Below are 23,227 nucleotides of genomic sequence, written 5' to 3'. Positions count from 1 at the left end.
AAGGATCATTAATTGATAATGATTTTCAAATAAGTAATTTATGAATATAAATTATTTATAAATACTTAACTTTTTGCAAGTAAAGTAATACAATTTAGATAATTCTATCTTGAAATATATGTGGGGTATTTTTCAGATAGATCTAGCTAACATGAAAAGTCTATTACGGTAAAATTAATATAAATGGGGTGAGCCTATGCAAGAACATTTGGTAGTCACACTTGATGGCACAGATTATCTTGTCGAACCAGGCACAAATTTACTTGAGTTTATTCGATCTCGAGATACTTTCGTTCCAGCGATTTGCTACAATGAATCGATGGGGCCAATTCAAACATGCGATACATGTATGGTTGAAATTGATGGAGAAATTGCGCGTGCATGTGGCACAACAATAGACCGTCCAATGAATGTAAAACAGATAACAACGATGTTAAATCAAGTCAAAAAGAAGCATTAGATCGTATTTTAGAAAAACATATGCTTTATTGTACGGTATGTGACTATAATAATGGAGACTGTGAAATCCATAATACTATGGATGAGTGGGGCATCCAGCATCAAACATATGAATATAAAGAAAAACCTTATGAGAAAGATTATGGTCCATTCTATCGTTACGACCCAGACCAATGTATATTATGTGGTCGTTGTGTTGAAGCCTGCCAAGACATAGAAGTAAATGAAACAATAAGCATTGATTGGGATCGTGAACATCCACGTGTCATCTGGGATAATGATGTACCAATTAATGAATCTTCATGTGTATCATGTGGTCAATGTGCAACAGTATGTCCATGTAATGCCATGATGGAAGTGAATATGGAAGGCAACGTTGGTTACATGACTGATACTGAGCCAGGATCACTTGTAGCAATGATCGACTTAATCAAAAAATCTGAACCAGGATATGGTCCATTATTGGCACTTTCTGACTCAGAATCTGAAATGCGTAAAGAACGTATAAATAAAACTAAAACAGTATGTACATATTGTGGTGTTGGTTGTTCATTTGAAGTTTGGACAAAAGATAGAGAAATTTTAAAAGTTCAACCATCTCATGACTCTCCTGCTAATAAAATTGCATCATGTGTTAAGGGTAAATTCTCATGGGGGCACATCAACTCTGATCAACGTATTACTAAGCCATTAGTAAGGAAAGATGGTGCTTTCCATGAAGTAGAATGGGAAGAAGCACTGCAAGTGATGGCAGATAACTTTAACAATATTAAAGATCAACACGGTGCAGATAGCTTGTCATTTATTTCATCTTCTAAAGCGACGAATGAAGAGTCATATTTAATGCAAAAATTTGCTCGACAAGTGATAGGAACAAATAACGTAGATAATTGTTCACGTTATTGCCAAGCACCAGCTACGAAAGGTTTGACTCGTACAGTAGGAATCGGCGGCGACGCTGGTGGTATTGATGATTTAGAAAAGGCAGCTATGACAGTGTTGATTGGTACAAATACTGCTGAAGCACATCCTGTCATTGCTTCAAGAATGAAACGTGCTCAAAAATTATTCGGTCAAAAATCTCATGTCTTTGATATTAGAAAACATGAAATGGCTGAACGTGCAGATGAATTTTATCAACCCAAACCAGGTACTGATTTAGTATGGTTAGGCGCGGTGACAAAGTATATTATCGATAATGATTTACATGATAAGGCATTCTTAGACGAATGGGTCGATTATTTTGATGAATATTATAAATCATTAGAACCATTCACAATGGAGTTCGCTGAAGAAACAACAGGTATTCCAAAAGAACGATTAATTAAGTTCGCTCATGAAGTTGCGAAAGCTGAATCAGTTGCAATCTGCTGGGCGATGGGTATCACGCAACAAGACATCGGTAGTGATTCAAGTACAGCTATTTCTAATTTATTACTTGTAACTGGTAATTATAGAAAGCCTGGCGCTGGAGCATATCCTCTACGTGGTCATAATAATGTACAAGGTTGTAGTGATATGGGTAGTATGCCTGACCAATTCCCTGGTTACCAGCTTGTTACTGATGATGAAATTAGAGCTAAATTCGAAAGAGAATATGTCGTAGAATTAAGTGCAACTCCTGGTCGCGATAATCATCAAATGATAGAAGGTATTCATAATGGAGACGTTCATTCACTTTATTTATATGGTGAAGACACAGGTATCGTAGATTCTAATATTAATTTTGTTCAAGCAGCTTTTGAGAAATTAGACTTCATGGTTGTACAAGATGAATTCTTAACATTCACTGCTACTTATACTGATGTGGTATTACCTGCAAGTCCTTCTCTAGAAAAAGATGGTACATTTACCAACACGGAACGTCGTGTGCAACGTTTATATAAAGCGTTAGATTCACTGGGGGATTCTAAACCTGACTGGGAAATATTCCAACTTATTGCTAATAAATTAGGCGCAGATTGGGATTATAGTCACCCTGGAGAAGTGATGGATGAAATCGCTCGACTTACTCCGTCATATGCAGGTGTAAGCTACGACCGTTTAGAAGGTTTTAATAGTCTTCAATGGCCTGTAGATAAAGATGGGAAAGATTCTCCAATTCTTTATTTAGATGGATTTAACTTTGAAAATAAAAAGGCAAAGCTTTATCCATTAACATTTGATAATTTCTTCAAAGAAGATGAAGTTTATGATATTCATGTTAATAATGGTCGTTTACTTGAACATTTCCATGAAGGTAACATGACTTATCAAACTGAAATGATTAGATATAAAGTACCACATCCATTTGTTGAGATTTCACCAGAACTAGCACAAGATCGTGATATACATGAAGGTGCTGAAATCAAATTGATTTCAGAAACTGGTGAAGCAACGTTGGTAGCTCATATTACAGATAGAGTTAAAGGTAAAGAAATCTATATTCCACTAAATAATGATGCTTTAGAAAATGGAGATATGGGAGCAATTAACTTACTCACAAATAGTGATGTAGATAAATACACTGATACACCGTCATACAAGCGAACAAATGCACGCATGGAGGTTATATCTAAACGTGGTAAGTCACCATTAAATCCAACTAACTTCCGTGTTGATAAACATCGTCATCCTCAATATAGTGTTCAAGTACAGAAAAAATGGAATCGTTCTGATTACGTATTCCCAGGGAAGCAGAGTGATAAATAATGGCTGAAAGAATTACTGAAATTAAACGTCTAAAAAAGTCACCTGAGCAAATAAAGAATGAAAATTTAAACGAAGTCCTTGATGCTATTGCTGAGAATAAAGATAGCATTCTTAAAGCAATCCGTTTAATTCATACTTTAGATGAAGCGAAAATTTTAGATGCACTCAATGGTGGATTTAAAGCACGACAAGTAATTATCAATAAGTTTGCAGTGGAGTTAAATAAGGATATTTACACAGGATTATTATCTAATATGGCACAAATGGTCTTTTTACTTGGTGACTTAAATGTGAAAGATTTAAGTGAAATGCTTAATCGTCTTAACAAAGGTCTTCATGTTGCAAACCAAGCAAGTCCTAATGCACGTACATCTATTAGAAACTTAATGGGTATCCTTAAAGATGACGACATGAATCGTAGTTTAACTTACATGCTTAATTTACTTAAGGGCATGTCACGAGAATAAAATCATATCAATGATTATGTGAGCATAGGGGCGAAGAAGCATTCTATAATGACTTCCGAGCCTCTATTTTAATATCGCATATCTATAAATTTTCATGTATGATGAAATGTATATTGAAAAGTTTAAATAAAGGAGTGAAGTCGTATCAATCCTAATATTTTGAAATCCATGGCAATCACTTCCAATGTCTTATTAGTTATTGGTATTGTATTTCTAATTATGCTAAAACTTATGCTTGCAATAGCATTCTTCGCAGTATCTTTAGCTATTAGTCTAGTCATATTTAATGTCATGTTTAGAGATCGCACAGGTATGAAGATTGCAATCAATGTATCATTCTTTATTGTTGTCATTGCAATTGTTATCGCATATTTCGTTTTATCAAAATAAAGCTTTGGGAGTTAGATAACAATGAAGAATACTAGATTTCGTATAACGACAATCTTAATAATTGCTATTTTAGTAATATTTGGAATTCTATTCCTAATTTTTGATACTAATCTTTTCAAAAATGATATCAAATATACTTTCAATGAAGCTGTAGAAAGACAGATAGGTGAAGGTACGCTAAATACTAAAGAGAGAGATGGAAAGTTTGTCAATGCGAAAGAAAAAGATGTTGAACAAGCCATGAGTATCAGCCATGGAGACAATCCGTTGAAATATATGGATATTTCTGAAAAAGTGCCTATGTCTGAATCAGAAGTCAATCATATTTTAAAAGGTAAAGGTATCCTTGAAGATCAAGGCCATACCTTTATAAAAGCTCAAGATAAATATGAAGTTAATATTATTTACTTAATAAGTCATGCATTAGTAGAAACTGGGAACGGAAAATCAGAACTTGCTAAAGGCGTTAAGGATGGAAGTCATAGATACTACAACTTTTATGGCATTGGCGCTTTCGATGAAAATGCTGTCCATACTGGTAAAAGCTATGCTAAACAACAATCATGGACTACACCTAGTAAAGCAATTATGGGTGGCGCATCTTTCCTACGTAATCATTATTTTGAAAATAAACAACTTAATTTATATCAAATGCGTTGGAATCCACAGAATCCTGGGCAACACCAATATGCGAGTGATATTAAGTGGGTAGACAATATTGCTGATATGATGAAAAAATATTATGACAACTTTGGTATTAAAAAAGAAAATATAAGAAAAAAATACTATAGATAGCAATGAGGTTAGCACATGGTCATCAATGTCGCTAACCTTATTTAGATATGTAAAATTTACCATTAAAAGTGTGACGACAAACTTTTAAACAACTAGACATATGATAAAATATTAACGAATGATAAATTTGAGGTGTAAAAACAATGAAAGTTGCAATTGTAGGTGCAGGAATTGGTGGTTTGACTGTCGCTGCATTATTAGAAGAGCAAGGTCATGAAGTGAAAATTTTCGAGAAGAATAATTCAATTAGTGAAGTAAGTGCAGGGATAGGAATAGGGGATAATGTACTAAAAAAATTGGGTAATCATGATCTTCAAAAGGGCATTAAAAACGCTGGTCAAAATCTAACAGCTATGAATGTATATGATGAACGTGGGCACGAATTAGTGTCCGCTAAATTAAAAAATAATACTTTAAATGTAACGTTAGCGCGTCAAACTTTAATAGATATTATTCAATCATATGTTAAGTCTTCTTCAATATATACTAATCATTTAGTGACTGGTTTAGAACAAACAAATTCTAAAGTAACAGTTCACTTTTCAGCACAAGAAAGTGAAGCATTTGATTTGTGTATCGGAGCAGATGGCATTCACTCAAATGTAAGGGAAGCTGTTGGTGCCTCTACCAAGTTGATTTATCAGGGCTATACTTGCTTTAGAGGAATCGTTGATGATGTCAATCTTAAAGATGAACATGTAGCTAATGAATATTGGGGTGCAAAGGGAAGAGTTGGTGTTGTTCCATTATTAAATAACCAAGCTTATTGGTTCATTACGGTTCCAGCTAAAGAAAGGGATCCTAAATATCAAACATTTGGTAAACCGCATTTACAAGCATATTTTAATCATTTTCCAAATGAAGTACGACAAATACTTGATAAGCAAAGTGAGACGGGCATATTATTAAATGACATTTATGATATGAAACCTTTAAGAACCTTTGTATATGGAAGAACAATTTTATTAGGAGATGCTGCCCATGCTACTACGCCAAATATGGGGCAAGGTGCTGGACAAGCGATGGAAGATGCAATCGTTTTAGTCAATTGCTTGGAAGCTTATGATTTCGACAAAGCACTTGAACGATATGATAAATTACGTGTTAAGCACACTGCCAAGGTAATTAAGCGATCAAGAAAAATTGGAAAGGTTGCACAGAAACGTAATAAATTAATTGTGAACATACGCAATTCAATTATGAAAATGATGCCTAACGCATATGCATCATCACAAGCAACATTTTTATATAAATCAAAAGAAAAATAATTAAAGGTGAGCGGACGACATTAAATGTTCCGCTCACCTTTTGTACGTTCAGAGTGATATATTATTTTCGATTTACGACGAATTGTGGTTCTTCACCATTTAATTTTTTAATTGCATCATTAGCAACGATTTTAGCCATCATATCTCTAGCTTCATATGTCGCATTACCGATATGTGGTGTAAGAACAATATTTTTAAACGATTTGAGCTCATCTGTTATCTCAGGTTCGAACTCATATACATCTAGGGCAGCGCCTTCGATTTCTTTATTTTCAAGCGCTTGTACAAGTGCTTGTTCGTTGACGATAGGTCCTCGACCAGCGTTAACTAGATATGCTGTGGATTTCATCTGTTTAAATTGTTCACTATCAATTAAATGATAAAGGTCAGGATTATAAGCCGCATTAATAGTAATGAAGTCTGCATTCTCTAATAAAGTATCTAAATCTACATATTTAGCACCGATTTCTCTTTCTTTTTCTTCTTTACGGTGTGGGCCTGTATATAATACATCCATATCAAATGCACGTGCACGTTTGGCAACAGCACCACCAATTTCTCCTAAACCAATAATTCCAATTGTCTTGCCTGAAACTTCTCTTCCACGGAAAAATAGAGGCGCCCAGCCGTCAAAGCCTTTAGTTCTTGATAATTCATCACCTTCAACAATTCGACGGGCAACGCTAAGTATCAAGCCAATTGTTAAATCAGCAGTGGCATTTGTGGATGCTTTAGGTGTGTTAGTCACATCGATATCTTTTTCCCTTGCATAATCGACATCAACATTATTGAAACCAGCGCCATAGTTAGTAATAATTTTAAGATTTTTACCGCTATCTATTACGTCTTTATCCACATTAGTAGAGAGTAAACTTACTAAAGCAGTGGCATCTTTAACGCCTTCTTTTAAAGTTTCTTTATCAATAATTCCCTCGCCATCGTACATCTCAACTTCAAAATGTTCTTTCAATAAGTTTAATCCTACTTCAGGAATTGCGCCTGCGATATATACTTTTTCCATAATTATCACTCCTTCTTTATTAATAGTATAGTAAAAGAAGAAAGCGCAAACAATAGAAAGCGTTCAACCACATTAAGATTAAAATAGCTTGGCTAATGGCAGTATATAAGATTCTTATGAACTATTTCACTATATAAATTAGCCAATCAAACGTAATCCGACTACAGCTACAAGTATCATTAAAATGCAAATAATTCGACTAAAGTGTTTCGATTCTTTATAAAATAACATGCCGATTATGGTACCGCCTGCGGTTCCTATACCTGTCCAAATAGCATAAGCTGTGCCCATAGGTATTTCATGCATGGCAAGTTTTAAAGTGCTAAAGCTTAAAATAAAGGCAAGGCCAAGTAATATGATGAATAATTTATTTTGTGTACGTGATAATTCATTCAGTAGTACCACACCGAGTATTTCTAAGCTTCCGGCTATTAAAAGAAAAATCCACGCCATCGTTATTGACCTCCTTCTTCATTTTCATTAGTAGTGAGTTTTAAGCCTATAATACCTGCAATAAGAATTATGATTAATATAAGCTTGGTAGGTGTAAAGGGTTGATTGAAGAAAATCATATCTACAAGTACCGTACCTACAGCACCTATACCTACAAAAAAAGCATAAACGGTACCTACTGGTAAATGTTTAGATGCATCAATGACAAGATAGAAACTGAGGGCAATAAAAAAGAGCGTAACAACCCAACTTAATAAAGAATGCGCATTATCTAATCCTGTAACCCAGATGATTTCTACAAATCCAGCTATAATTACCTTCAGCCATTGCATTATCAATTGCCTCCAATTTAAAGTGATATCACTATTTTCTCAAATAAGTGATAGTGTAGCAATATTTAAAAATTGACGTAGTAGTTAAGTATCAATTTAGTATTTTGAATTAAAAACCCGTCAAGTTACTTAGATATAAATCGCAACTTTGACGGGAGTTAGAGCTATAAGATAGTTAAAAATATAGTGTTTAGTCGAGGTGAATGTAATTGTAAGAACTTGCTTCACTAGATGAGATTGTACGTGTATCTACAACGTATGGTCCACCATTATAATTCATTTCTGATACAGTAACTGAACCATCACTACCAACACTCTCTACATAAGCAACATGTCCATATGCACCTGCAGATGATTGAAGAATTGAGCCTTTTTCTGGAGTATGATTAACAGTATAACCAGCTGATTGAGCTGATGTTGCCCAGTTATTTGCGTTACCCCAAGTTGAACCTATCTTACCTCCAACTTTATCATAAACATACCAAGTACATTGACCAGCTGTATATAAGTTTCCTGAAGAAGACGTTGTCTTAGTTGAAGTAGTAGATGAGCTGCTTGAATTAGAGTTTGATGAGGAGTTTAAGTCAGCTGATGTTGTAATTGTATTTTTAAAAGTGTGTGTGCGTGTATTTTGATTTAAGCTATGCTGATCCTTGTAGTAGTTAAATGGACGTTGTGGGTGATTGTTAAAATGCTTCAATTGAGTATCATGTTCTTGACAACCATTGTTCATTGGATGGTGAGAATGCTGATTCCATTGTTGATTACCATGACTATTTTCTGCAGCATGTACGTTTGTCGTAGTTCCAAATAAAGATGTACCAATACCTGCTGTTAATGTCGTAATTGTAACTAATTTTTTCATAATAAAAGTCCTCCCAAAAATAAAACAATAATATGATATGTCTTAAAGGTGTAGCGACCAATAAGTAAGAATATATCATTTTATGTTATTTATTCGTCATCTTTGACGACACAACAACTCTAACAAAATATTTTATGTTTGTGATTGATGTTACGCTTTCGTAAACCAATTAAAAAAACCTTGACCATCGTTGTAATAAACGTTAGTCAAGGTTACAGTGTGTTACAAAACTTCAATGAAGCACTGTTCTTAAAATTAAATAGGTTTTGTTGTTTAAAAACTTAAGCTTTTGTTACAGGTTATTGTAATAAAATAAGACCTAACTTTTATTTTATGATAGGGAGGCTGAATGGTATTTTATAGGTTTTGCCTGAAAAATACTTAACGCACCCAATAATAGTACATACTATACTAATAATTGATAAAACAAGTAAGGCAAGAGTGAGAATTAACATACAAACTAATGCAAAAATTTGAATACCTGTATTATTATCACTCAAGGTTGATATGAAAAGAAAGCCATAGACTAAAATCACTGCAACTACAGAATATATAAAATAAGAAATGTAGTAATTTAGATATGTCTTTCCAGCTGTATCTATAAGTTTAGAATCTTTTCGTTTTACTAACCATATTACAAGTGGACCAATAAAACTTGTAAATAAACCTAATAGATAAATTAACATTGACATTAATCGCTCGTCTTGCTCTTCATCTTTTGCGATTTGATTGTTTTCTTGTGAAGTATACTGATTGCTTCTATTATATTGTTGGTAATCACTATTTTGATTAGATTGGTTTCTTTCACTATTTAAGTTTTGAGATGACATTTGACCTTCTGAAGTTGTTTCTGAATGATCAAAACGATGATTTTCACTATTATTCATAATGAATAGCCTCCGAATTTATTATTTATATACATAATACACTTATTACTATATCAAAATAGAATATATTATTAAATGATAAATTTAAATTTTCAACTTTAAATATTGAATAAGTTTAAAAAATGGTTTATTCGGTTATATAGTATTGTTATTATACAGAAGAAGTCATGTTTTTGAGTAAGTGAATGGCTTTGACTCATATTTATTAAACACGTTATTTATAGTTATCGCGGGGCGGGCCGCAGAATTCTTCCCATACGATTGTTGAATTCAGACCCACTCCTTTTTTATTGGATTATTTAAATTAACAAACATGAACACAACTATTTTAATGAAGAAAGAAGGAAAATTATGAAAATAGCTATTGTAGGTTCAGGTAATGGTGCAGTAACTGCGGCTGTCGATATGGTAGACAAAGGTCATGACGTAAGATTGTATTGTCGTAACGAGTCAATTGAAAAATTTAATGCTGCTTTCGAAAAAGGCGGTTTTGATTTTAATAATGAAGGACAAGAAAAATTTATACCTTTCACAAATATTAGTGATGATATTGAATATGTTCTAGAAGATGCAGATATCGTTCAAGTCATTATTCCATCATCCTTTATTGAATATTATGCTAAAGTCATGTCTCATTTTGTGACAGATAAACATCTTATCTTTTTCAACATAGCTGCTTCTATGGGGTCTATTCGTTTTATGAACGTTTTAGAGGATCGTCACATTGATGTACACCCTAATTTTGCTGAAGCCAACACGCTTACTTATGGTACACGTGTTGATTTTGAAAATGCGCGAGTAGATTTATCACTTAATGTACGTAGAGTATTTTTCTCAACATTTGATAGAAGTGAATTAAATGATAGTTACGAAAAAGTATCACAAATTTATGAATATCTAGTTAAAGAGGAAAGTCTGTTAAAGACAAATCTAGAGAATGGTAACCCAGAAGTACACCCGGGTCCTACTTTACTAAACGTAGGTCGAATAGATTATGCTGAGAATTTCTCATTATATAAAGAAGGGATAACTAAACATACAGTTCGATTATTACATGCGATTGAACTTGAACGATTGAATTTAGGGAGAAAATTAGGGTTTGAGTTATCTACAGCAAAAGAATCTCGTATTCAAAGAGGTTATTTAGAACGACAAGATGAAGATGAACCTTTAAATCGTCTATTTAATACGAGTCCAGTATTTTCTAAAATACCGGGACCTAACCATGTAGAAAATAGATATTTAACTGAAGATATCGCTTATGGATTAGTCTTATGGTCTAGTTTAGGGAGAGTTATAGATGTACCAACACCTAATATTGATGCGGTTATAGTTATCGCATCAACAATTCTCGAACGAGACTTCTTTGAAGAAGGGTTGACAATAGAAGAATTAGGATTAGAAAAATTAGATTTAGAATAAAAATTTAATCACAAGTTTACGAAAAGAGGTTTTGCATCAAAAAACTGCTGAAGGGAGCAATTAATATGACGCATAAGTACAGGAAACCCACATTTTTGGAGTCCTTATCTACGATTATATTTATGGTAATAGTGGTAGTAATAGGATTTATCTTCTTTAATATACCTATTCAGATATTATTATTAATATCATCAGCTTATGCTGCATTTATTGCATATCGAGTTGGGTTAAGATGGGAAGAATTAGAAGAAGGTATAACTAAGAGGCTTACTACAGCTATGCCTGCTATTTTTATCATTTTAGCCGTAGGGATTATAGTTGGCAGTTGGATGTTTTCTGGAACAGTGCCAGCATTGATTTATTATGGCTTAAAGTTCTTAAATCCGAGTTATTTTTTAGTTTCTGCATTTATCATTAGTGCAATTACTTCGGTCGCTACAGGTACAGCTTGGGGGTCAGCATCCACAGCAGGTATAGCATTGATTTCAATTTCAAATCAGTTAGGCGTAGCGCCTGGTATGGCTGCAGGTGCAATTATTGCAGGCGCAGTGTTTGGAGATAAAATGTCGCCTTTATCAGATACAACTAATTTAGCCGCATTAGTTACTAAAGTGAATATCTTTGCTCATATCAAATCAATGATGTGGACAACAATTCCTGCATCCATCATTGGCATGATTGTGTGGTTCTTTGCGGGATTGCATTCAAAAGGTCATACGAATCCTAAACAAATACAGACATTACTCCATGAGTTAGATAAAGTTTATAACATTAATTTAATTGTATGGATTCCTTTAGTTGTAATTGCGGTTTGTTTATTTCTAAGAGTCTCTACAGTACCATCCATGCTCATTTCTAGTTTAAGTGCTTTAATTGTTGGAACATTTAATAATCATTTCAATATAGTTGATGGTTTGAAAGCAATGTTTGAAGGTTTTAATCATAGTATGGTAAATCAATCACACTTATCTAAGAATGTGACCACTTTAATAGAACAAGGTGGTATGATGAGCATGACAGAAATTATTGTTACTATTTTTTGTGGCTATGCCTTTGCAGGTATTGTAGAAAAAGCAGGATGCTTAGATGTCATGTTAAATACTGTATCTAAAGGTGTAAAATCAGTTGGAACTCTTATACTTATTACAGTGGTTTGTAGTTTGATGCTTGTTTTTGCAGCAGGTGTTGCTTCTATTGTAATTATCATGGTTGGTGTGTTAATGAAAGAAATGTTTGAAAAGATGAATTTATCAAGATCGGTATTATCTCGAACACTTGAAGATTCAAGCACTATGATTTTACCACTTATTCCATGGGGAACTTCAGGTATATATTATTCACACCAATTAAATGTGTCAGTAGGAGATTTCTTTATTTGGACAGTACCTTGTTACTTGTGTGCACTAATAGCAATTACTTACGGTTTTACAGGTATAGGTATAAAGAAATTAAATAAAAGTTAAGTTTAATATTTTTACAGAGTGGAATATACTAAATATGTTGAAACAATATACATAGATATAACTTGTAGCGATTATATCTAGTGTTGGTTTTAGCATATTAATATCCTTCTATATAGTGATTGTATTTATTTTGTAGCGGAATAAATACTTGACTGTATGTAACGAATTCTTTTATACATCTTAATTATCAATTTTAAAATGATATAGAAAGACTAAACAAGAACATTTGAATTTGTTTTAGAAAAAACTATTTTTAGCCTATTACTTTCTAAGTAATAGGCCTTTTTTATGTTTAATTATTTTTAAATTGATAAGGCATTCAATGAATAAAAAAAGCATTCATACCTAAAATGGAATGAATGCTTGACGTTATTAAATATAATTGCATTATTAGTGAATATAATTATAAGAAGCAGCTTGACTAGCTGAGATGGTACGTGATGTTACAACACCTACACCGTGGCCATAGTTCATTTCTGAAACAGTAATTGAACCATTGCTGTTGACACTCTCAACATAGGCAACGTGACCAAATGCACCTTGTGAAGTTTGTAAAATCGCACCTTGTGAAGGTGAGTTATTTACTGTATATCCTGCTGAAGCGGCAGCGTTTGCCCAGTTATTAGCGTTACCCCAAGTAGAGCCGATTTTTCCACCAACTTTATCATATACATAGTATGTACATTGACCTGAAGTATATAAGTTACCACCTGCTGAAGATGCGTTTGATAATGACACACCATTTGAAGATGGAGCAGAAGTTGTTGTTACATGTACGTTACGACTTGTTGAAGAATAGTTAGCACCTAAGCCACCAGTTTGGTTATTAGAATTACTATAATTACTGCTATTGTAATTATTATTTGAGTAGTTACCGTAACTATAATTGTTATGAGAATTTAAACGATCTGGGCTCCAGTTACCTTTCCAAGTATAGTGGTAATCTCCTTGTTGATCGATAGTGTATGAGTAACTATATGAAGTTGGATCATTTGGATTATAACCACCATTATTTTGTTCTGCTGCGTGAGCATCGTTGTGTGCAAAAGCGAAAGTAGCGATTCCCGCAGTTGCGATTGTAGCTGTAGCGATTTTTTTCATTGTTAAATATCCTCCTGAGAATTAAATTATCTTTTTTATTTAATAGTCATGTGACCAATGAGTTACTAATTTCTTTCGTTCTTTTTTAACGACAAGCAATACTTTATCAGAAAAAAGTATGCTTGTGTGGCTTGTTAACGTTTTGTAATTTTTTGCTAATATTGTTACACGGTTTGTTATAATCCAACATTTTAGTCGAATCTGTTGGAAAACGATTATGACGGCATTTTATTTTTGTTTGAATTAAAAAACATATTTTGTTGTTACAACACTGTAAATTTACAGAAAATTCTTTAAAGCAAATGTATTTAAATATTTATTGAATTATATATTGAATAAACTAGATGATGTTTGCCTGTTCAATAAATCGTTTGTGTGGATATTGAAAGATTTATTAAGGATATTAATCGAAAAATATTAGGTAAAGCTATTTAAATTAAAAAGAAAATTGATATAATATTAATCTAATTTGCTACAGCTAAAAATTTAAAGATTGTATAATTAAGAATGAAATATAGATGTTGTCTAGTTAAATTTAGTTTTAACAATCGGGGAGAATTTTAATAAACAAAAACACAATACTACATCGTGAGGCAGACATATGAGAGAGAATTATTCGATACGTGTTTTTAATCAATTAGCTATTAAAACAACTAAAGCATTAAATGTAAGAGTATTCTATTGTTTACAAGGTAAGAGTGAGTTAACTATTAATTTGAACAAGTATGAATTAATTAAAGATGAAATTGCATTCGTACTTTTAAATGATACATACTCATATAAAAGTGAAAATGATTCAATTTGCTGTGTTATTGATATACCTTATGATTCATATCTTAGAATTGCGAATAACTCAATGTTATCTAATGGTCTAAAAATAAATAAAAATGAGCAAGAAAGAGTTAAATTTTGGATAATAAAGTTATTGGAATTACATACTCTAAAAAAAGCTTACAAAACAGAGGCCAATAAATTAATTCTGTATTTAATTGTTGAACTAAGTCATTTTGAGAATACTGACCACCCATTTAATCAAAAAATGTACATTTCAGAAGAAGTTCATGAATATTTAGTTAATCACCATGAAAATAAAATAAATAAGCAAGACTTAGCTAATGCAGTTCAGTTATCTAATCAAACACTTACAAGTATGTTTAAAGAAACGCCCTTTCAAACATTTAACCAATACCTTAACCATCTACGTTTAAAGTTTTGTCTAAATGATATTTTAACTACACGTCGACCTATAGAAGAGATAGCAATTGATCATGGCTTCCACCATTATTCTCGATTTATACAATTATTTAAAGATACTTATGGTAACACACCTAAATTAATTAGAAGAGATTATATAGCAACGTCTATCTTCCAAAATAAATCTGAAGAAATTGATTTAAATCGACATATTCTAAAGTCTCTAAGTGAATTCAGAGAAGAAACTTCACTTGAAATAGAAGAGCATACAATTAAAGTGGCAGAAAGTAACAATATATATCAATCACCGGACTTTTATATTGAACATATTAACAATAATTATTTTGACCAATGTTCATTTCTAAACATGAAAAGAGCACTAAATATCAATAAAGGAAATGTACATTATATAGTAGATTTAAATTATAAAGATATATTTAAAGATAGAGAGTCGTTTATAAAAGAGTTGTTACAACTTCTTCAATTTATATCTGATTTAAATATGCATCCTATATTTAAAGTATCAACTTCAAGGCCAGATGTATTTAACTCAACAGAGAAAATGTCATTTCATCAAGCATTGGAAGTATTATTTATATTTTTGCGTCAATTTAATCATTTTCAATTAGGGTTTTTAATAGAAGAAGTTAAGTGTAGTTTAATCCACCAGTTACAACAATCTATTAATAAGTATTTTGATGATTATCAATTGATTTATCGAGTAAAACCTGGCCAATATGAAGAGTTAGGTTTAGCGCGAATAGTAAATTATGTGGATAAAATAATGATACCGATTAACTTATTAGAGGACCTCGATATTCACCAGTCTAAAATAATTATTGAAGTAGACCAATTAATAAAAAATAAGGAAAAACTACTAAATATACAAACAATTGATTATATAAGATTATTAATGAATCAATATGATAAAGTGAGTGGTTTATCGTTACCTTATTTAGAAAAATATGTGGTAGTTAATATAGCTCAACAAGAGCCGAATGCATTCCAGTTAGTATCTTATGTAATCAGTATGTTAAACCAACTGAGAGGCGAAATAGTTTATAGAAATAACCAGATAGTAATGACTCGATATAAACACGAGTATCAAGTAATTACATATTTTTTAAATATCAAATCAAAGATGAATGTGAATCAATATCGATTAATTTTTTCAGATATTAAACAACTCAACCATGCAGAGGTAGAGTATTTCGATATTCAAAGGTATGCGATAAGTGAGAACAATAGTCTGGACAATCTAATGCTTTATCATCAACACCATTGGTTAGCAAAATTAAATTTCAAAGAAATTTCAACATCTTCGATAGAAATTCCTAAAGATAGTATTGCCCATATTAAATTTCTTATTTCATTGTAGAGCGTGGTTGGTTGCTAAGAGAGGATTGTCATCATATGCATCAACAGAAGATTAAAAGTTTTCTAGCTCACTTTGTATTAGATCACATTTCGATAGAATATTTGAGAGTTTCCTATAATTTAACGGTGGAACAATTAAAATTATTACAATTCATATACCATTTTACTGAGAAACATAAAGAAGGATTAAGTTTGAATGCTATTATCTTTTATAGAAATTATTCAAAAAACCATCTTCTTAAATTAATAAATCAACTATATGATTTTAATTGGCTCACTAAAAAACGTGATCCGCTTGATCAACGACGATTAATTATTTGTCTATCAGCAGTGCAACATGAAAAAATAGCCCTTATGTTTGAGGATTTTAAATCATTTTTAGAATTAAAATCTAAATCCATCGCTTACATTAATCAACATACTGCACTTCCTTATTATTTAAATTGTCATGACCAATTTGAAAGCATTGAAAAAGTGCCGTTTCAAGACCAGTTATCTTTAGAAGAATTATATATATTAGGGCTACTGATTATTAGTAATGAACCATCCACTTATAAAAATATTAAAGCTCATTTATTAAAAGGGGTTGTTACAGTCAGCCCTATTATCAAAAAATTGTATGCCAAAGGATATATTAATAAAAGTAGAAGTACTGAAGATGAGAGAAATATTGTTTTAAGTGTTAATGAAGAAAAAGTGGACTACATTAAATCAACCATTAGTGAATGTTACAATAGCTTGGAAACGGGAATAGAACGACTATAAAACAAAATTGATTTGATAAAGTAAGGAGAATAGATAATGATTTTAGATAATGTAAATCCGGACGATTTGTTCCCAACAGAAAAGAAAGGACCTTCTGTTTTAGGTATCATTGAATACAATGTACAGGGGCAAAGTGAATTTGAAGGGGCATTCATTGCTACTAATGAACGTTTGATTATGAATGTAGATATGAATGGTCAATTCTATTATAGAAATATTAGATATGATGAAGTAAATCAAGTGGAATTTGATGGCAAAGATATTATGTTTGAATTTAATATCGGTAAAGTGCCTATGAAACAAATTAAAACTGAAGATGTTCAAGCATTTGTAGATTATGTTAAACAGAAAATTCAATAACTAGTATATGCTCAGTTATTCATTAATACTCCAAAATATTGGTATGCTTATGAACAGTAAAGAATAGTAAACAATAAAAACCACTCTTGTCGACTATGCGATAAAGCTAATTAAACTGATAGGAATTATATAAAATTTTAAAATTACTATGATGCAATTAGTGTTATATAAATTGGATTATAATTTTTAATTACATCAAATTCACTTATATAAATGTATAGGTTAAGAAATAAATCTATAAATGCATTTTGTAGTAATAAAAATATTGAATTTTTATACCTATTTGTTTAAAATGTATTTTGTAACATGGGCGGAGAAATTTTCGGTTAGATAAAATACATGTGAACCTTGCTACAACAAGATGTGCATCAGAGGAGTGGTTTTAATATGGGAAAAATCAAAGATATCAATGATTTGGTCAATGCTACATTTCAAGTAAAAAAGTTTTTCAGAGATACTAAAAAGCAATATAATTTAAATTATGAAGAAATTTATATTCTTAATCACATTTTAAAAAGTGAATCTAACGAAATCTCTTCTAAAGAAATTGCTACATGTTCAGAATTTAAACCTTATTATTTAACTAAAGCATTACAAAAATTAAAAGACTTGAATTTATTATCAAAAAAACGAAGCGTGCATGATGAAAGAACAGTTATTGTATTTGTAACAGCGGAGCAACGAGAGAAAATTAAAAAATTAATTGTTGAATTAGAACAATATATTTAAAAAATACTAGAGAACTGAAGTTTCATGTGTGTTTTAAGGATGAAGATTTCTAAAAAAAGACTAGGTCTACTATCGGAATAGTATGCCTAGTCTTTTAATGTGAATAATAGTTAATATTTTCTTAAAAATTCTATTTCGCGCTGATAAAGTACTTGAGCGATATATGATTGAACTTTCGTTAATATTTTTTCGATAGTTTGTGTACGATTCGCTAAAATACGTATTGCAAGTCCGTGTGTGGGTAACTGTGTAATGCCTAATCTACAATTCAATTCATTTTCATAATGCGATACTTGTTTATAAATATCATCAATAAGATTCTGATTTACTTCTGGATGAATAAAATAAGCTGAGCCTAAATGTGTATAGTCTTCCATATAGCCTATTGAACTAAGTTGATTTTTCTCAGGGTTTAATAGCATATTATCATATGTGACTAACTCGTCTTCTACGTATATTTCATTAATTAAGTGCATATATTGATAAGTGAAATCATGATCGTCTGAAGAATAGCCAGGCGTTAGAATATCTGTGTAAAACATAGAACTTTCAGCTTCTAAACGAAACGTATTATGTTGATAGAATTTTGCATTTTCATAAGCGATAATTGGATCGGCTACAAATTCCATATAAGAGTGATTCGCCAAATTAAAAGATTGATATTGTTCTACGCGATCATTTAGTGTCTTGTATATTTTTGTGGCGCCTTGGGATGTCAAGGTAACTTGGGCGTTTTCTTCAAGATTTATGTTTAGACGATACCGATCTCCATCTAAATAGCCACCACCGACGTTAACAATATAAAATGTTGGAATTGTAGATTGATTAAGATACACAGGACGAAGGACTTTCAGTGCTTTCTCAAAAAAGATATTTCGAGCAACGGAACGATGCCCGTTATTAAAGACTGTTAAGTCGAGTTCTCCTGTCCATTTAGATTGTGCCATTAAGCTAATCCTTTAAGTAGTGTATCTCGCTCAATCCATTCAATCACTTCATCTAGACCTTCATCCGTTTTCAAATTAGTGAAAGCGAAAGGGCGGTTACGACGAAAGACTTTCGTATCTTCTGCCATTTGTTCTAACGAAGCACCAACATAAGGAGCTAAATCTGTTTTATTTATAATGAAGAAATCAGATTTAATCATTCCTTGTCCGCCTTTGCGAGGAATTTTCTCACCTTGAGCCACATCAATAATATAAATTGAAAAGTCTACAAGTTCAGGACTAAAAGTAGCTGCTAAATTATCGCCACCAGATTCAATGAAAATGAGTTCAATGTCATCATTGCGTTCTAATAATTCATCAATAGCAGCAAAGTTCATAGAAGCATCTTCACGGATTGCAGTATGCGGGCAACCACCTGTTTCTACACCGATAATTCTATCTTCAGGTAGCACACCGCTATTGACTAATATTTTTTCATCTTCTTTAGTGTAAATATCGTTAGTTATGACACCGATACTCATTTCTTGAGATAGACGTTTAACAACTTTTTCTATTAATTGAGTTTTACCTGCACCTACAGGTCCTCCAATTCCAATTCTAATTGGTTCAGCCATAAAATATGCCTCCTATGATATAAATATTCTCACATTCACGTTTTCATGTTCCATTTGGTTTAGTTCTAATCCTGGAGCAGTCATACCAAAATCAGATTCTGCTAGCTCTAATATGTGTTGACGTGTTTTTTCGATATATGGAATCATGTTCGTTACGACTTTTTGTCCGGCAGTTTGACCAAGAGGGATAGCTCTAACAGCGTTCTGAGTTAAACTAGATACGTTTTGGTATAAATAATAATCTATGATTGTGTCAATGTTCATTCCTAAATGATGACCTAAAATAGTAAAGCATATCGCAGGATGTAGCTTTGCTTTTTTTAGATTCATTTGTTCATGATACCACTGGATCCACGGTGCATCATAAAGTTCCATTGCCAATTTAACCATTCTCGTGCCCATTTGTTTCGTACCAACTCGAGTTTCTTTAGGCACACTTTGAACAAATATTTTTTTATCGATGTCCAAAATTTTTGTCTGATTATTATTTTCTAAAGCATCGTATACAATTCGCATTGCCAAACCATCTGAATAAGTCAACTGTTCATTTAAAAAGAGTGTAAGCCACTGTGTAAATGATTCAGCATCATGTACCGTCTGTCGTTGAATATAAGTTTCAAGACCAAATGAGTGACTAAATGCACCAGTCGGAAGTTGAGAATCACAGAACTGAAAAAGTCTTAGATGTTGATGATCAATCATGAGAATGTCCTATATGTCTAAATGCTTGATTTACCTTTCTATCTTCATGACTAAAAGGAATACCTAATTGCTTAAGTAAATCTTCAACTAAATAGTCATATTGAACTAACATTTCAGTATCTGTAAATTGTGCTGGAAGGTGACGATTTCCGAGTTGATGTGCAATATCTCCCATCTCTTTAAGATTTCTAGGTTTAATTACTAATAAATCTTCAGAGTTTACGTCGACCACAATCATATTTGTTTCATCTTGGTATAAGATATCGCCGTATTGTAAATCAATCGGTTGTTTTAATCTGATACCTATTTCATTACCGTGATCAGTTTTGACACGTTGAATTCTTTTTACTAAATCAGAGTTCTCTAAGTAAACTTTTTCAATGTGTTTTTGTTTCTCTTCAGGAGATAAATTCGCAATGTTGCCTTGAATTTCTTCGATAATCATTTGTATGCCTCCTAGAATAAGAAGTATCTTTGAGTTAATGGTAGTTCAGTAGCAGCTTCACTAGTGATTTTTTCACCATCTACAAATACTTCATAGGTTTGTGGATCTACATCTAATTTAGGTGTAGCATTATTATTTTTCATATCTGCTTTAGATAACTGACGTATATTTTTAACAGGACGAACCACACGTTGTAAATTTAATTGACGGGATATACCATTTTCGTAAGCAGTGTTTGATACAAAAGTCATTGCTGTATGAGTGATGTTACCACCGTATTGACCATACATTTTACGATATTTTTGTGGTTCTGAGGTTGGTATAGAACCATTGGCATCACCGTTCACAGCTGAATTAATTAGACCACCCTTAACGATGAGTTCAGGTTTAACACCGAAGAATGCTGGGTCCCATACGACAAGGTCGGCAAATTTACCCGGTTCAATTGAACCAACGTAATCTGAAATACCATGAGTGATAGCAGGGTTAATTGTATATTTAGCAATATATCTTTTAATACGATTATTGTCGTTATATTCAGAGTCACCTTCTAGTAATCCGCGTTGCTCTTTCATGCGGTGGGCAACTTGCCAAGTACGAATAATCACTTCACCCACACGTCCCATTGCTTGTGAGTCAGAACTAATCATACTGAATACGCCCATATCTTGAAGTACGTCTTCGGCCGCAATCGTTTCTTTACGAATTCTTGAATCTGCGAAAGCAATATCTTCAGGTATAGAAGCATTTAAATGATGGGTAATCATTACCATATCTAAGTGTTCATCTACAGTATTATGTGTATAAGGTAGGGTAGGATTCGTAGAGGACGGTAAAATATTTGGATAAGCAGCGGATTTAATTAAGTCTGGAGCATGTCCGCCACCAGCACCTTCAGTATGGTACATGTGTAACACTCTATTTTTAACAGCTGCCATCGTATCTTCCATAAAGCCAGCTTCGTTTAACGTATCCGCATGAAGTGCGATTTGGATATCAAATTCGTCTGCGACATCTAATGCATGACTTAATGCTGAAGGCGTAGCACCCCAGTCTTCGTGTACTTTAAGACCGATTACACCAGCATGAATTTGTTCAATCAGCGCTGTATGATTTACGGCCTGACCTTTACCAGTAAATCCTACATTAATAGGGAGTTCTTCTGCGGCTTCTAACATACGATGTATATGCCATGGGCCTGGAGTCACAGTAGTTGCTTTAGTACCTTCAGATGCACCAGTACCACCACCAATATGTGTAGTAATACCGCTCTCAAGGGCTACTTCAGCTTGTTCCGGATTGATAAAGTGTACGTGTGTATCTATACCTCCGGCTGTAACGATTTTACCTTCTGCAGCGATAATGTCAGTGTTTGAACCAATAATAATATCTACATTATCCATAATATCAGGATTGCCTGCTTTACCAATTTTGAAAATGTAGCCATTTTTAACGCCAATATCTGCTTTGACAACTTTGTCATAATCGATAATTAGGGCATTCGTTAATACAAGATCTGCTACGTTTCTATCATCTCGGGTTACATTCGGATTTTGTGCCATCCCATCGCGAATTGATTTACCACCACCGAAAGTAGCTTCATCACCGAAATTAGCATAGTCTTTTTCAACTTGTGCGAAAAGGTTTGTGTCTCCTAATCTCACTGAATCACCAACGGTAGGACCGTATAAGCTTGTATACTGAGATTGTGTCATTTTAAAACTCATTATTGCTTACCACCTTTTTTATTCGCATTTTGTTCGCCTTCATCACCGAAAATGCCAGCATTTTCGTCATTTTCACCAGTTGGACGATAGACGCGTTCTTCGTCTATATCACCATTGACCAAACCGCGGAAACCAAAGATTTTACGATGACCAGCATATTCAACAAGTTGAACTTCCTTTTCGTCACCAGGTTCAAATCTAACAGCAGCTCCAGCAGGGATATCTAAATGCTTTCCATAAGCTTTTTCGCGATCAAATGCTAAAGCTTTATTAGCTTCAAAGAAATGAAAATGAGAACCAACTTGGATAGGTCTGTCACCTGTGTTCTTTACTTCAATAACAGTTTCAGGATGATGTTTATTGATTTCTATTTCTGTACTTTTAACTTTTATTTCACCAGGAATCATTATATAGTCCTCCTTAAACTATCGGATGATGGACAGTAATTAATTTAGTTCCATCTGGAAATGTTGCTTCGATTTCAATTTCTTTTATCATACTTGCAACACCGTCCATGACATCGTCTTCATTTAAAATCGTTTTGCCATAGCTCATTAGTTCAGCAACAGTTTTACCATCTCTTGCTCCTTCAAGTAGTTCATCACTAATCAAAGCAAGTGCTTCAGGATGATTGAGTTTAAGGCCTCGTGCTTTACGGCGACGAGCAACTTCTGCAGCCACAACTATCATTAACTTATCTTGCTCTCGTTGTGTGAAATGCAAAAATAATCCCTTCTTTCAAAAAAATTTGCC

At 32.8% G+C, this 23,227-nt stretch carries 23 protein-coding genes and 1 pseudogene; 11 read left to right on the top strand and 13 right to left on the bottom strand.

Features of this window, described 5'->3' with window-relative positions; genetic code table 11:
* The first annotated feature begins 196 nt into the window (after positions 1–196).
* The 5 genes and pseudogenes from fdhF (at position 197) to CM54_RS06970 (ending at position 6,070) form a co-directional block, all read left to right on the top strand.
* Positions 197–3,150, top strand: a pseudogene (gene fdhF / locus CM54_RS06990) (formate dehydrogenase subunit alpha).
* Positions 3,150–3,617, top strand: a complete 468-nt coding sequence (locus tag CM54_RS06985; protein WP_002432356.1) for a DUF1641 domain-containing protein — start codon at positions 3,150–3,152, stop codon at positions 3,615–3,617. The pseudogene fdhF and the gene CM54_RS06985 overlap by 1 nt, the downstream one beginning before the upstream one ends.
* Before the next feature lie 168 nt (positions 3,618–3,785).
* Positions 3,786–4,007 carry a hypothetical protein gene (locus CM54_RS06980; protein ID WP_002443867.1) on the top strand — a complete coding sequence of 74 codons (222 nt, stop codon included), beginning with the start codon at positions 3,786–3,788 and terminating at the stop codon, positions 4,005–4,007.
* Between the two features lie 21 nt (positions 4,008–4,028).
* On the top strand, positions 4,029–4,802 hold the full coding sequence (locus CM54_RS06975) for an N-acetylglucosaminidase (RefSeq protein ID WP_037550083.1): 774 nt from the start codon (positions 4,029–4,031) through the stop codon (positions 4,800–4,802).
* A 143-nt stretch (positions 4,803–4,945) separates the two neighbouring features.
* A complete protein-coding gene (locus CM54_RS06970; protein WP_037550080.1) occupies positions 4,946–6,070 on the top strand; it encodes an FAD-dependent monooxygenase in 1,125 nt (374 codons plus the stop codon).
* Positions 6,071–6,131: 61 nt separating this feature from the next.
* On the opposite strand, the gene CM54_RS06965 is transcribed toward CM54_RS06970, so the two are convergent.
* The 5 genes from CM54_RS06965 to CM54_RS06945 all read right to left on the bottom strand — a co-directional run bounded on the left by CM54_RS06965 (position 6,132) and on the right by CM54_RS06945 (position 9,628).
* Positions 6,132–7,091 carry a 2-hydroxyacid dehydrogenase family protein gene (locus tag CM54_RS06965; protein WP_037550076.1) on the bottom strand — a complete coding sequence of 320 codons (960 nt, stop codon included), beginning with the start codon at positions 7,089–7,091 and terminating at the stop codon, positions 6,132–6,134.
* A gap of 138 nt (positions 7,092–7,229) precedes the next feature.
* Entirely contained in the window at positions 7,230–7,544 is a 315-nt protein-coding gene (locus tag CM54_RS06960; RefSeq protein ID WP_002432642.1) for a DMT family transporter, read from the bottom strand.
* A gap of 2 nt (positions 7,545–7,546) precedes the next feature.
* Positions 7,547–7,876, bottom strand: a complete 330-nt coding sequence (locus tag CM54_RS06955) for a DMT family transporter (RefSeq protein ID WP_002432921.1) — start codon at positions 7,874–7,876, stop codon at positions 7,547–7,549.
* 190 nt (positions 7,877–8,066) lie between these two features.
* The gene (locus CM54_RS06950) at positions 8,067–8,576 is read right to left on the bottom strand and encodes a CHAP domain-containing protein (RefSeq protein WP_443027718.1); all 510 of its coding nucleotides are present in this window, start codon (positions 8,574–8,576) and stop codon (positions 8,067–8,069) included.
* A 491-nt stretch (positions 8,577–9,067) separates the two neighbouring features.
* Entirely contained in the window at positions 9,068–9,628 is a 561-nt protein-coding gene (locus CM54_RS06945; RefSeq protein ID WP_037550069.1) for a DUF4870 domain-containing protein, read from the bottom strand.
* A gap of 351 nt (positions 9,629–9,979) precedes the next feature.
* Here CM54_RS06945 and CM54_RS06940 point away from each other — a divergent pair, with 351 nt between their 5' ends.
* Both CM54_RS06940 and nhaC read left to right on the top strand, forming a co-directional pair.
* A complete protein-coding gene (locus tag CM54_RS06940; RefSeq protein ID WP_002432785.1) occupies positions 9,980–11,050 on the top strand; it encodes an NAD/NADP octopine/nopaline dehydrogenase family protein in 1,071 nt (356 codons plus the stop codon).
* Between the two features lie 65 nt (positions 11,051–11,115).
* Positions 11,116–12,513 carry a Na+/H+ antiporter NhaC gene (gene nhaC, locus CM54_RS06935; RefSeq protein WP_037550066.1) on the top strand — a complete coding sequence of 466 codons (1,398 nt, stop codon included), beginning with the start codon at positions 11,116–11,118 and terminating at the stop codon, positions 12,511–12,513.
* Positions 12,514–12,903: 390 nt separating this feature from the next.
* Here nhaC and CM54_RS06930 read toward each other — a convergent pair whose 3' ends face one another.
* On the bottom strand, positions 12,904–13,614 hold the full coding sequence (locus CM54_RS06930; protein ID WP_037550062.1) for a CHAP domain-containing protein: 711 nt from the start codon (positions 13,612–13,614) through the stop codon (positions 12,904–12,906).
* Between the two features lie 601 nt (positions 13,615–14,215).
* On the opposite strand from CM54_RS06930, the gene CM54_RS06925 reads away from it, so the two are divergent.
* The 4 genes from CM54_RS06925 to CM54_RS06910 all read left to right on the top strand — a co-directional run bounded on the left by CM54_RS06925 (position 14,216) and on the right by CM54_RS06910 (position 18,039).
* Positions 14,216–16,186, top strand: coding sequence for a helix-turn-helix transcriptional regulator (locus CM54_RS06925; RefSeq protein ID WP_037550057.1), 1,971 nt, complete (start codon positions 14,216–14,218; stop codon positions 16,184–16,186).
* A 35-nt stretch (positions 16,187–16,221) separates the two neighbouring features.
* Positions 16,222–16,950 (top strand): transcriptional regulator, SarA/Rot family, encoded by a 729-nt coding sequence (locus CM54_RS06920; protein ID WP_037550054.1) that lies wholly within the window; start codon positions 16,222–16,224, stop codon positions 16,948–16,950.
* A 36-nt stretch (positions 16,951–16,986) separates the two neighbouring features.
* On the top strand, positions 16,987–17,310 hold the full coding sequence (locus CM54_RS06915) for a PH domain-containing protein (RefSeq protein ID WP_002432947.1): 324 nt from the start codon (positions 16,987–16,989) through the stop codon (positions 17,308–17,310).
* 387 nt (positions 17,311–17,697) lie between these two features.
* Positions 17,698–18,039, top strand: coding sequence for a SarA family transcriptional regulator (locus CM54_RS06910; protein WP_002432301.1), 342 nt, complete (start codon positions 17,698–17,700; stop codon positions 18,037–18,039).
* 110 nt (positions 18,040–18,149) lie between these two features.
* On the opposite strand, the gene CM54_RS06905 is transcribed toward CM54_RS06910, so the two are convergent.
* From CM54_RS06905 to CM54_RS06875, 7 genes are read right to left on the bottom strand one after another with little or no spacing between them, the layout of a single operon-like run.
* Positions 18,150–18,986, bottom strand: coding sequence for an urease accessory protein UreD (locus CM54_RS06905; protein ID WP_037550050.1), 837 nt, complete (start codon positions 18,984–18,986; stop codon positions 18,150–18,152).
* Positions 18,986–19,600 (bottom strand): urease accessory protein UreG, encoded by a 615-nt coding sequence (gene ureG, locus CM54_RS06900; RefSeq protein ID WP_002453820.1) that lies wholly within the window; start codon positions 19,598–19,600, stop codon positions 18,986–18,988. Before ureG ends, CM54_RS06905 begins: the two co-directional genes overlap by 1 nt.
* A 12-nt stretch (positions 19,601–19,612) precedes the next feature.
* Positions 19,613–20,302 (bottom strand): urease accessory protein UreF, encoded by a 690-nt coding sequence (locus CM54_RS06895; RefSeq protein WP_037550045.1) that lies wholly within the window; start codon positions 20,300–20,302, stop codon positions 19,613–19,615.
* The gene (ureE, locus tag CM54_RS06890; RefSeq protein WP_037550042.1) at positions 20,295–20,747 is read right to left on the bottom strand and encodes an urease accessory protein UreE; all 453 of its coding nucleotides are present in this window, start codon (positions 20,745–20,747) and stop codon (positions 20,295–20,297) included. The genes CM54_RS06895 and ureE overlap by 8 nt, the downstream gene beginning before the upstream one ends.
* 11 nt (positions 20,748–20,758) lie before the next feature.
* A complete protein-coding gene (ureC, locus tag CM54_RS06885) occupies positions 20,759–22,474 on the bottom strand; it encodes an urease subunit alpha (RefSeq protein ID WP_023351288.1) in 1,716 nt (571 codons plus the stop codon).
* On the bottom strand, positions 22,474–22,881 hold the full coding sequence (locus CM54_RS06880; RefSeq protein WP_037550039.1) for an urease subunit beta: 408 nt from the start codon (positions 22,879–22,881) through the stop codon (positions 22,474–22,476). Before CM54_RS06880 ends, ureC begins: the two co-directional genes overlap by 1 nt.
* A 13-nt stretch (positions 22,882–22,894) precedes the next feature.
* Positions 22,895–23,197, bottom strand: coding sequence for an urease subunit gamma (locus CM54_RS06875; protein ID WP_002469713.1), 303 nt, complete (start codon positions 23,195–23,197; stop codon positions 22,895–22,897).
* Between the last annotated feature and the right edge of the window lie 30 nt (positions 23,198–23,227).

It is taken from the genome of Staphylococcus sp. TE8, assembly GCF_000692055.1.
Taxonomy (GTDB): Bacteria; Bacillota; Bacilli; order Staphylococcales; family Staphylococcaceae; genus Staphylococcus; species Staphylococcus capitis.
This window is presented reverse-complemented; position numbering and strand designations above follow the sequence as displayed.

What these genes read in the sequence shown, in the direction of transcription:
- CM54_RS06910 (WP_002432301.1), top strand. Translation starts at nt 17,698, where the DNA reads ATGGGAAAAATCAAAGATATCAATGATTTGGTCAATGCTACATTTCAA.
- CM54_RS06930 (WP_037550062.1), bottom strand. Translation starts at nt 13,614, where the DNA reads ATGAAAAAAATCGCTACAGCTACAATCGCAACTGCGGGAATCGCTACT.
- nhaC (WP_037550066.1), top strand. Translation starts at nt 11,116, where the DNA reads ATGACGCATAAGTACAGGAAACCCACATTTTTGGAGTCCTTATCTACG.
- CM54_RS06940 (WP_002432785.1), top strand. Translation starts at nt 9,980, where the DNA reads ATGAAAATAGCTATTGTAGGTTCAGGTAATGGTGCAGTAACTGCGGCT.
- CM54_RS06960 (WP_002432642.1), bottom strand. Translation starts at nt 7,544, where the DNA reads ATGGCGTGGATTTTTCTTTTAATAGCCGGAAGCTTAGAAATACTCGGT.
- CM54_RS06895 (WP_037550045.1), bottom strand. Translation starts at nt 20,302, where the DNA reads ATGATTGATCATCAACATCTAAGACTTTTTCAGTTCTGTGATTCTCAA.
- CM54_RS06945 (WP_037550069.1), bottom strand. Translation starts at nt 9,628, where the DNA reads ATGAATAATAGTGAAAATCATCGTTTTGATCATTCAGAAACAACTTCA.
- ureG (WP_002453820.1), bottom strand. Translation starts at nt 19,600, where the DNA reads ATGGCTGAACCAATTAGAATTGGAATTGGAGGACCTGTAGGTGCAGGT.
- CM54_RS06975 (WP_037550083.1), top strand. Translation starts at nt 4,029, where the DNA reads ATGAAGAATACTAGATTTCGTATAACGACAATCTTAATAATTGCTATT.
- CM54_RS06925 (WP_037550057.1), top strand. Translation starts at nt 14,216, where the DNA reads ATGAGAGAGAATTATTCGATACGTGTTTTTAATCAATTAGCTATTAAA.
- CM54_RS06965 (WP_037550076.1), bottom strand. Translation starts at nt 7,091, where the DNA reads ATGGAAAAAGTATATATCGCAGGCGCAATTCCTGAAGTAGGATTAAAC.
- CM54_RS06985 (WP_002432356.1), top strand. Translation starts at nt 3,150, where the DNA reads ATGGCTGAAAGAATTACTGAAATTAAACGTCTAAAAAAGTCACCTGAG.
- CM54_RS06905 (WP_037550050.1), bottom strand. Translation starts at nt 18,986, where the DNA reads ATGGCACAATCTAAATGGACAGGAGAACTCGACTTAACAGTCTTTAAT.
- CM54_RS06970 (WP_037550080.1), top strand. Translation starts at nt 4,946, where the DNA reads ATGAAAGTTGCAATTGTAGGTGCAGGAATTGGTGGTTTGACTGTCGCT.
- CM54_RS06920 (WP_037550054.1), top strand. Translation starts at nt 16,222, where the DNA reads ATGCATCAACAGAAGATTAAAAGTTTTCTAGCTCACTTTGTATTAGAT.
- CM54_RS06955 (WP_002432921.1), bottom strand. Translation starts at nt 7,876, where the DNA reads ATGCAATGGCTGAAGGTAATTATAGCTGGATTTGTAGAAATCATCTGG.
- CM54_RS06980 (WP_002443867.1), top strand. Translation starts at nt 3,786, where the DNA reads ATGGCAATCACTTCCAATGTCTTATTAGTTATTGGTATTGTATTTCTA.
- CM54_RS06880 (WP_037550039.1), bottom strand. Translation starts at nt 22,881, where the DNA reads ATGATTCCTGGTGAAATAAAAGTTAAAAGTACAGAAATAGAAATCAAT.
- ureE (WP_037550042.1), bottom strand. Translation starts at nt 20,747, where the DNA reads ATGATTATCGAAGAAATTCAAGGCAACATTGCGAATTTATCTCCTGAA.
- CM54_RS06915 (WP_002432947.1), top strand. Translation starts at nt 16,987, where the DNA reads ATGATTTTAGATAATGTAAATCCGGACGATTTGTTCCCAACAGAAAAG.
- ureC (WP_023351288.1), bottom strand. Translation starts at nt 22,474, where the DNA reads ATGAGTTTTAAAATGACACAATCTCAGTATACAAGCTTATACGGTCCT.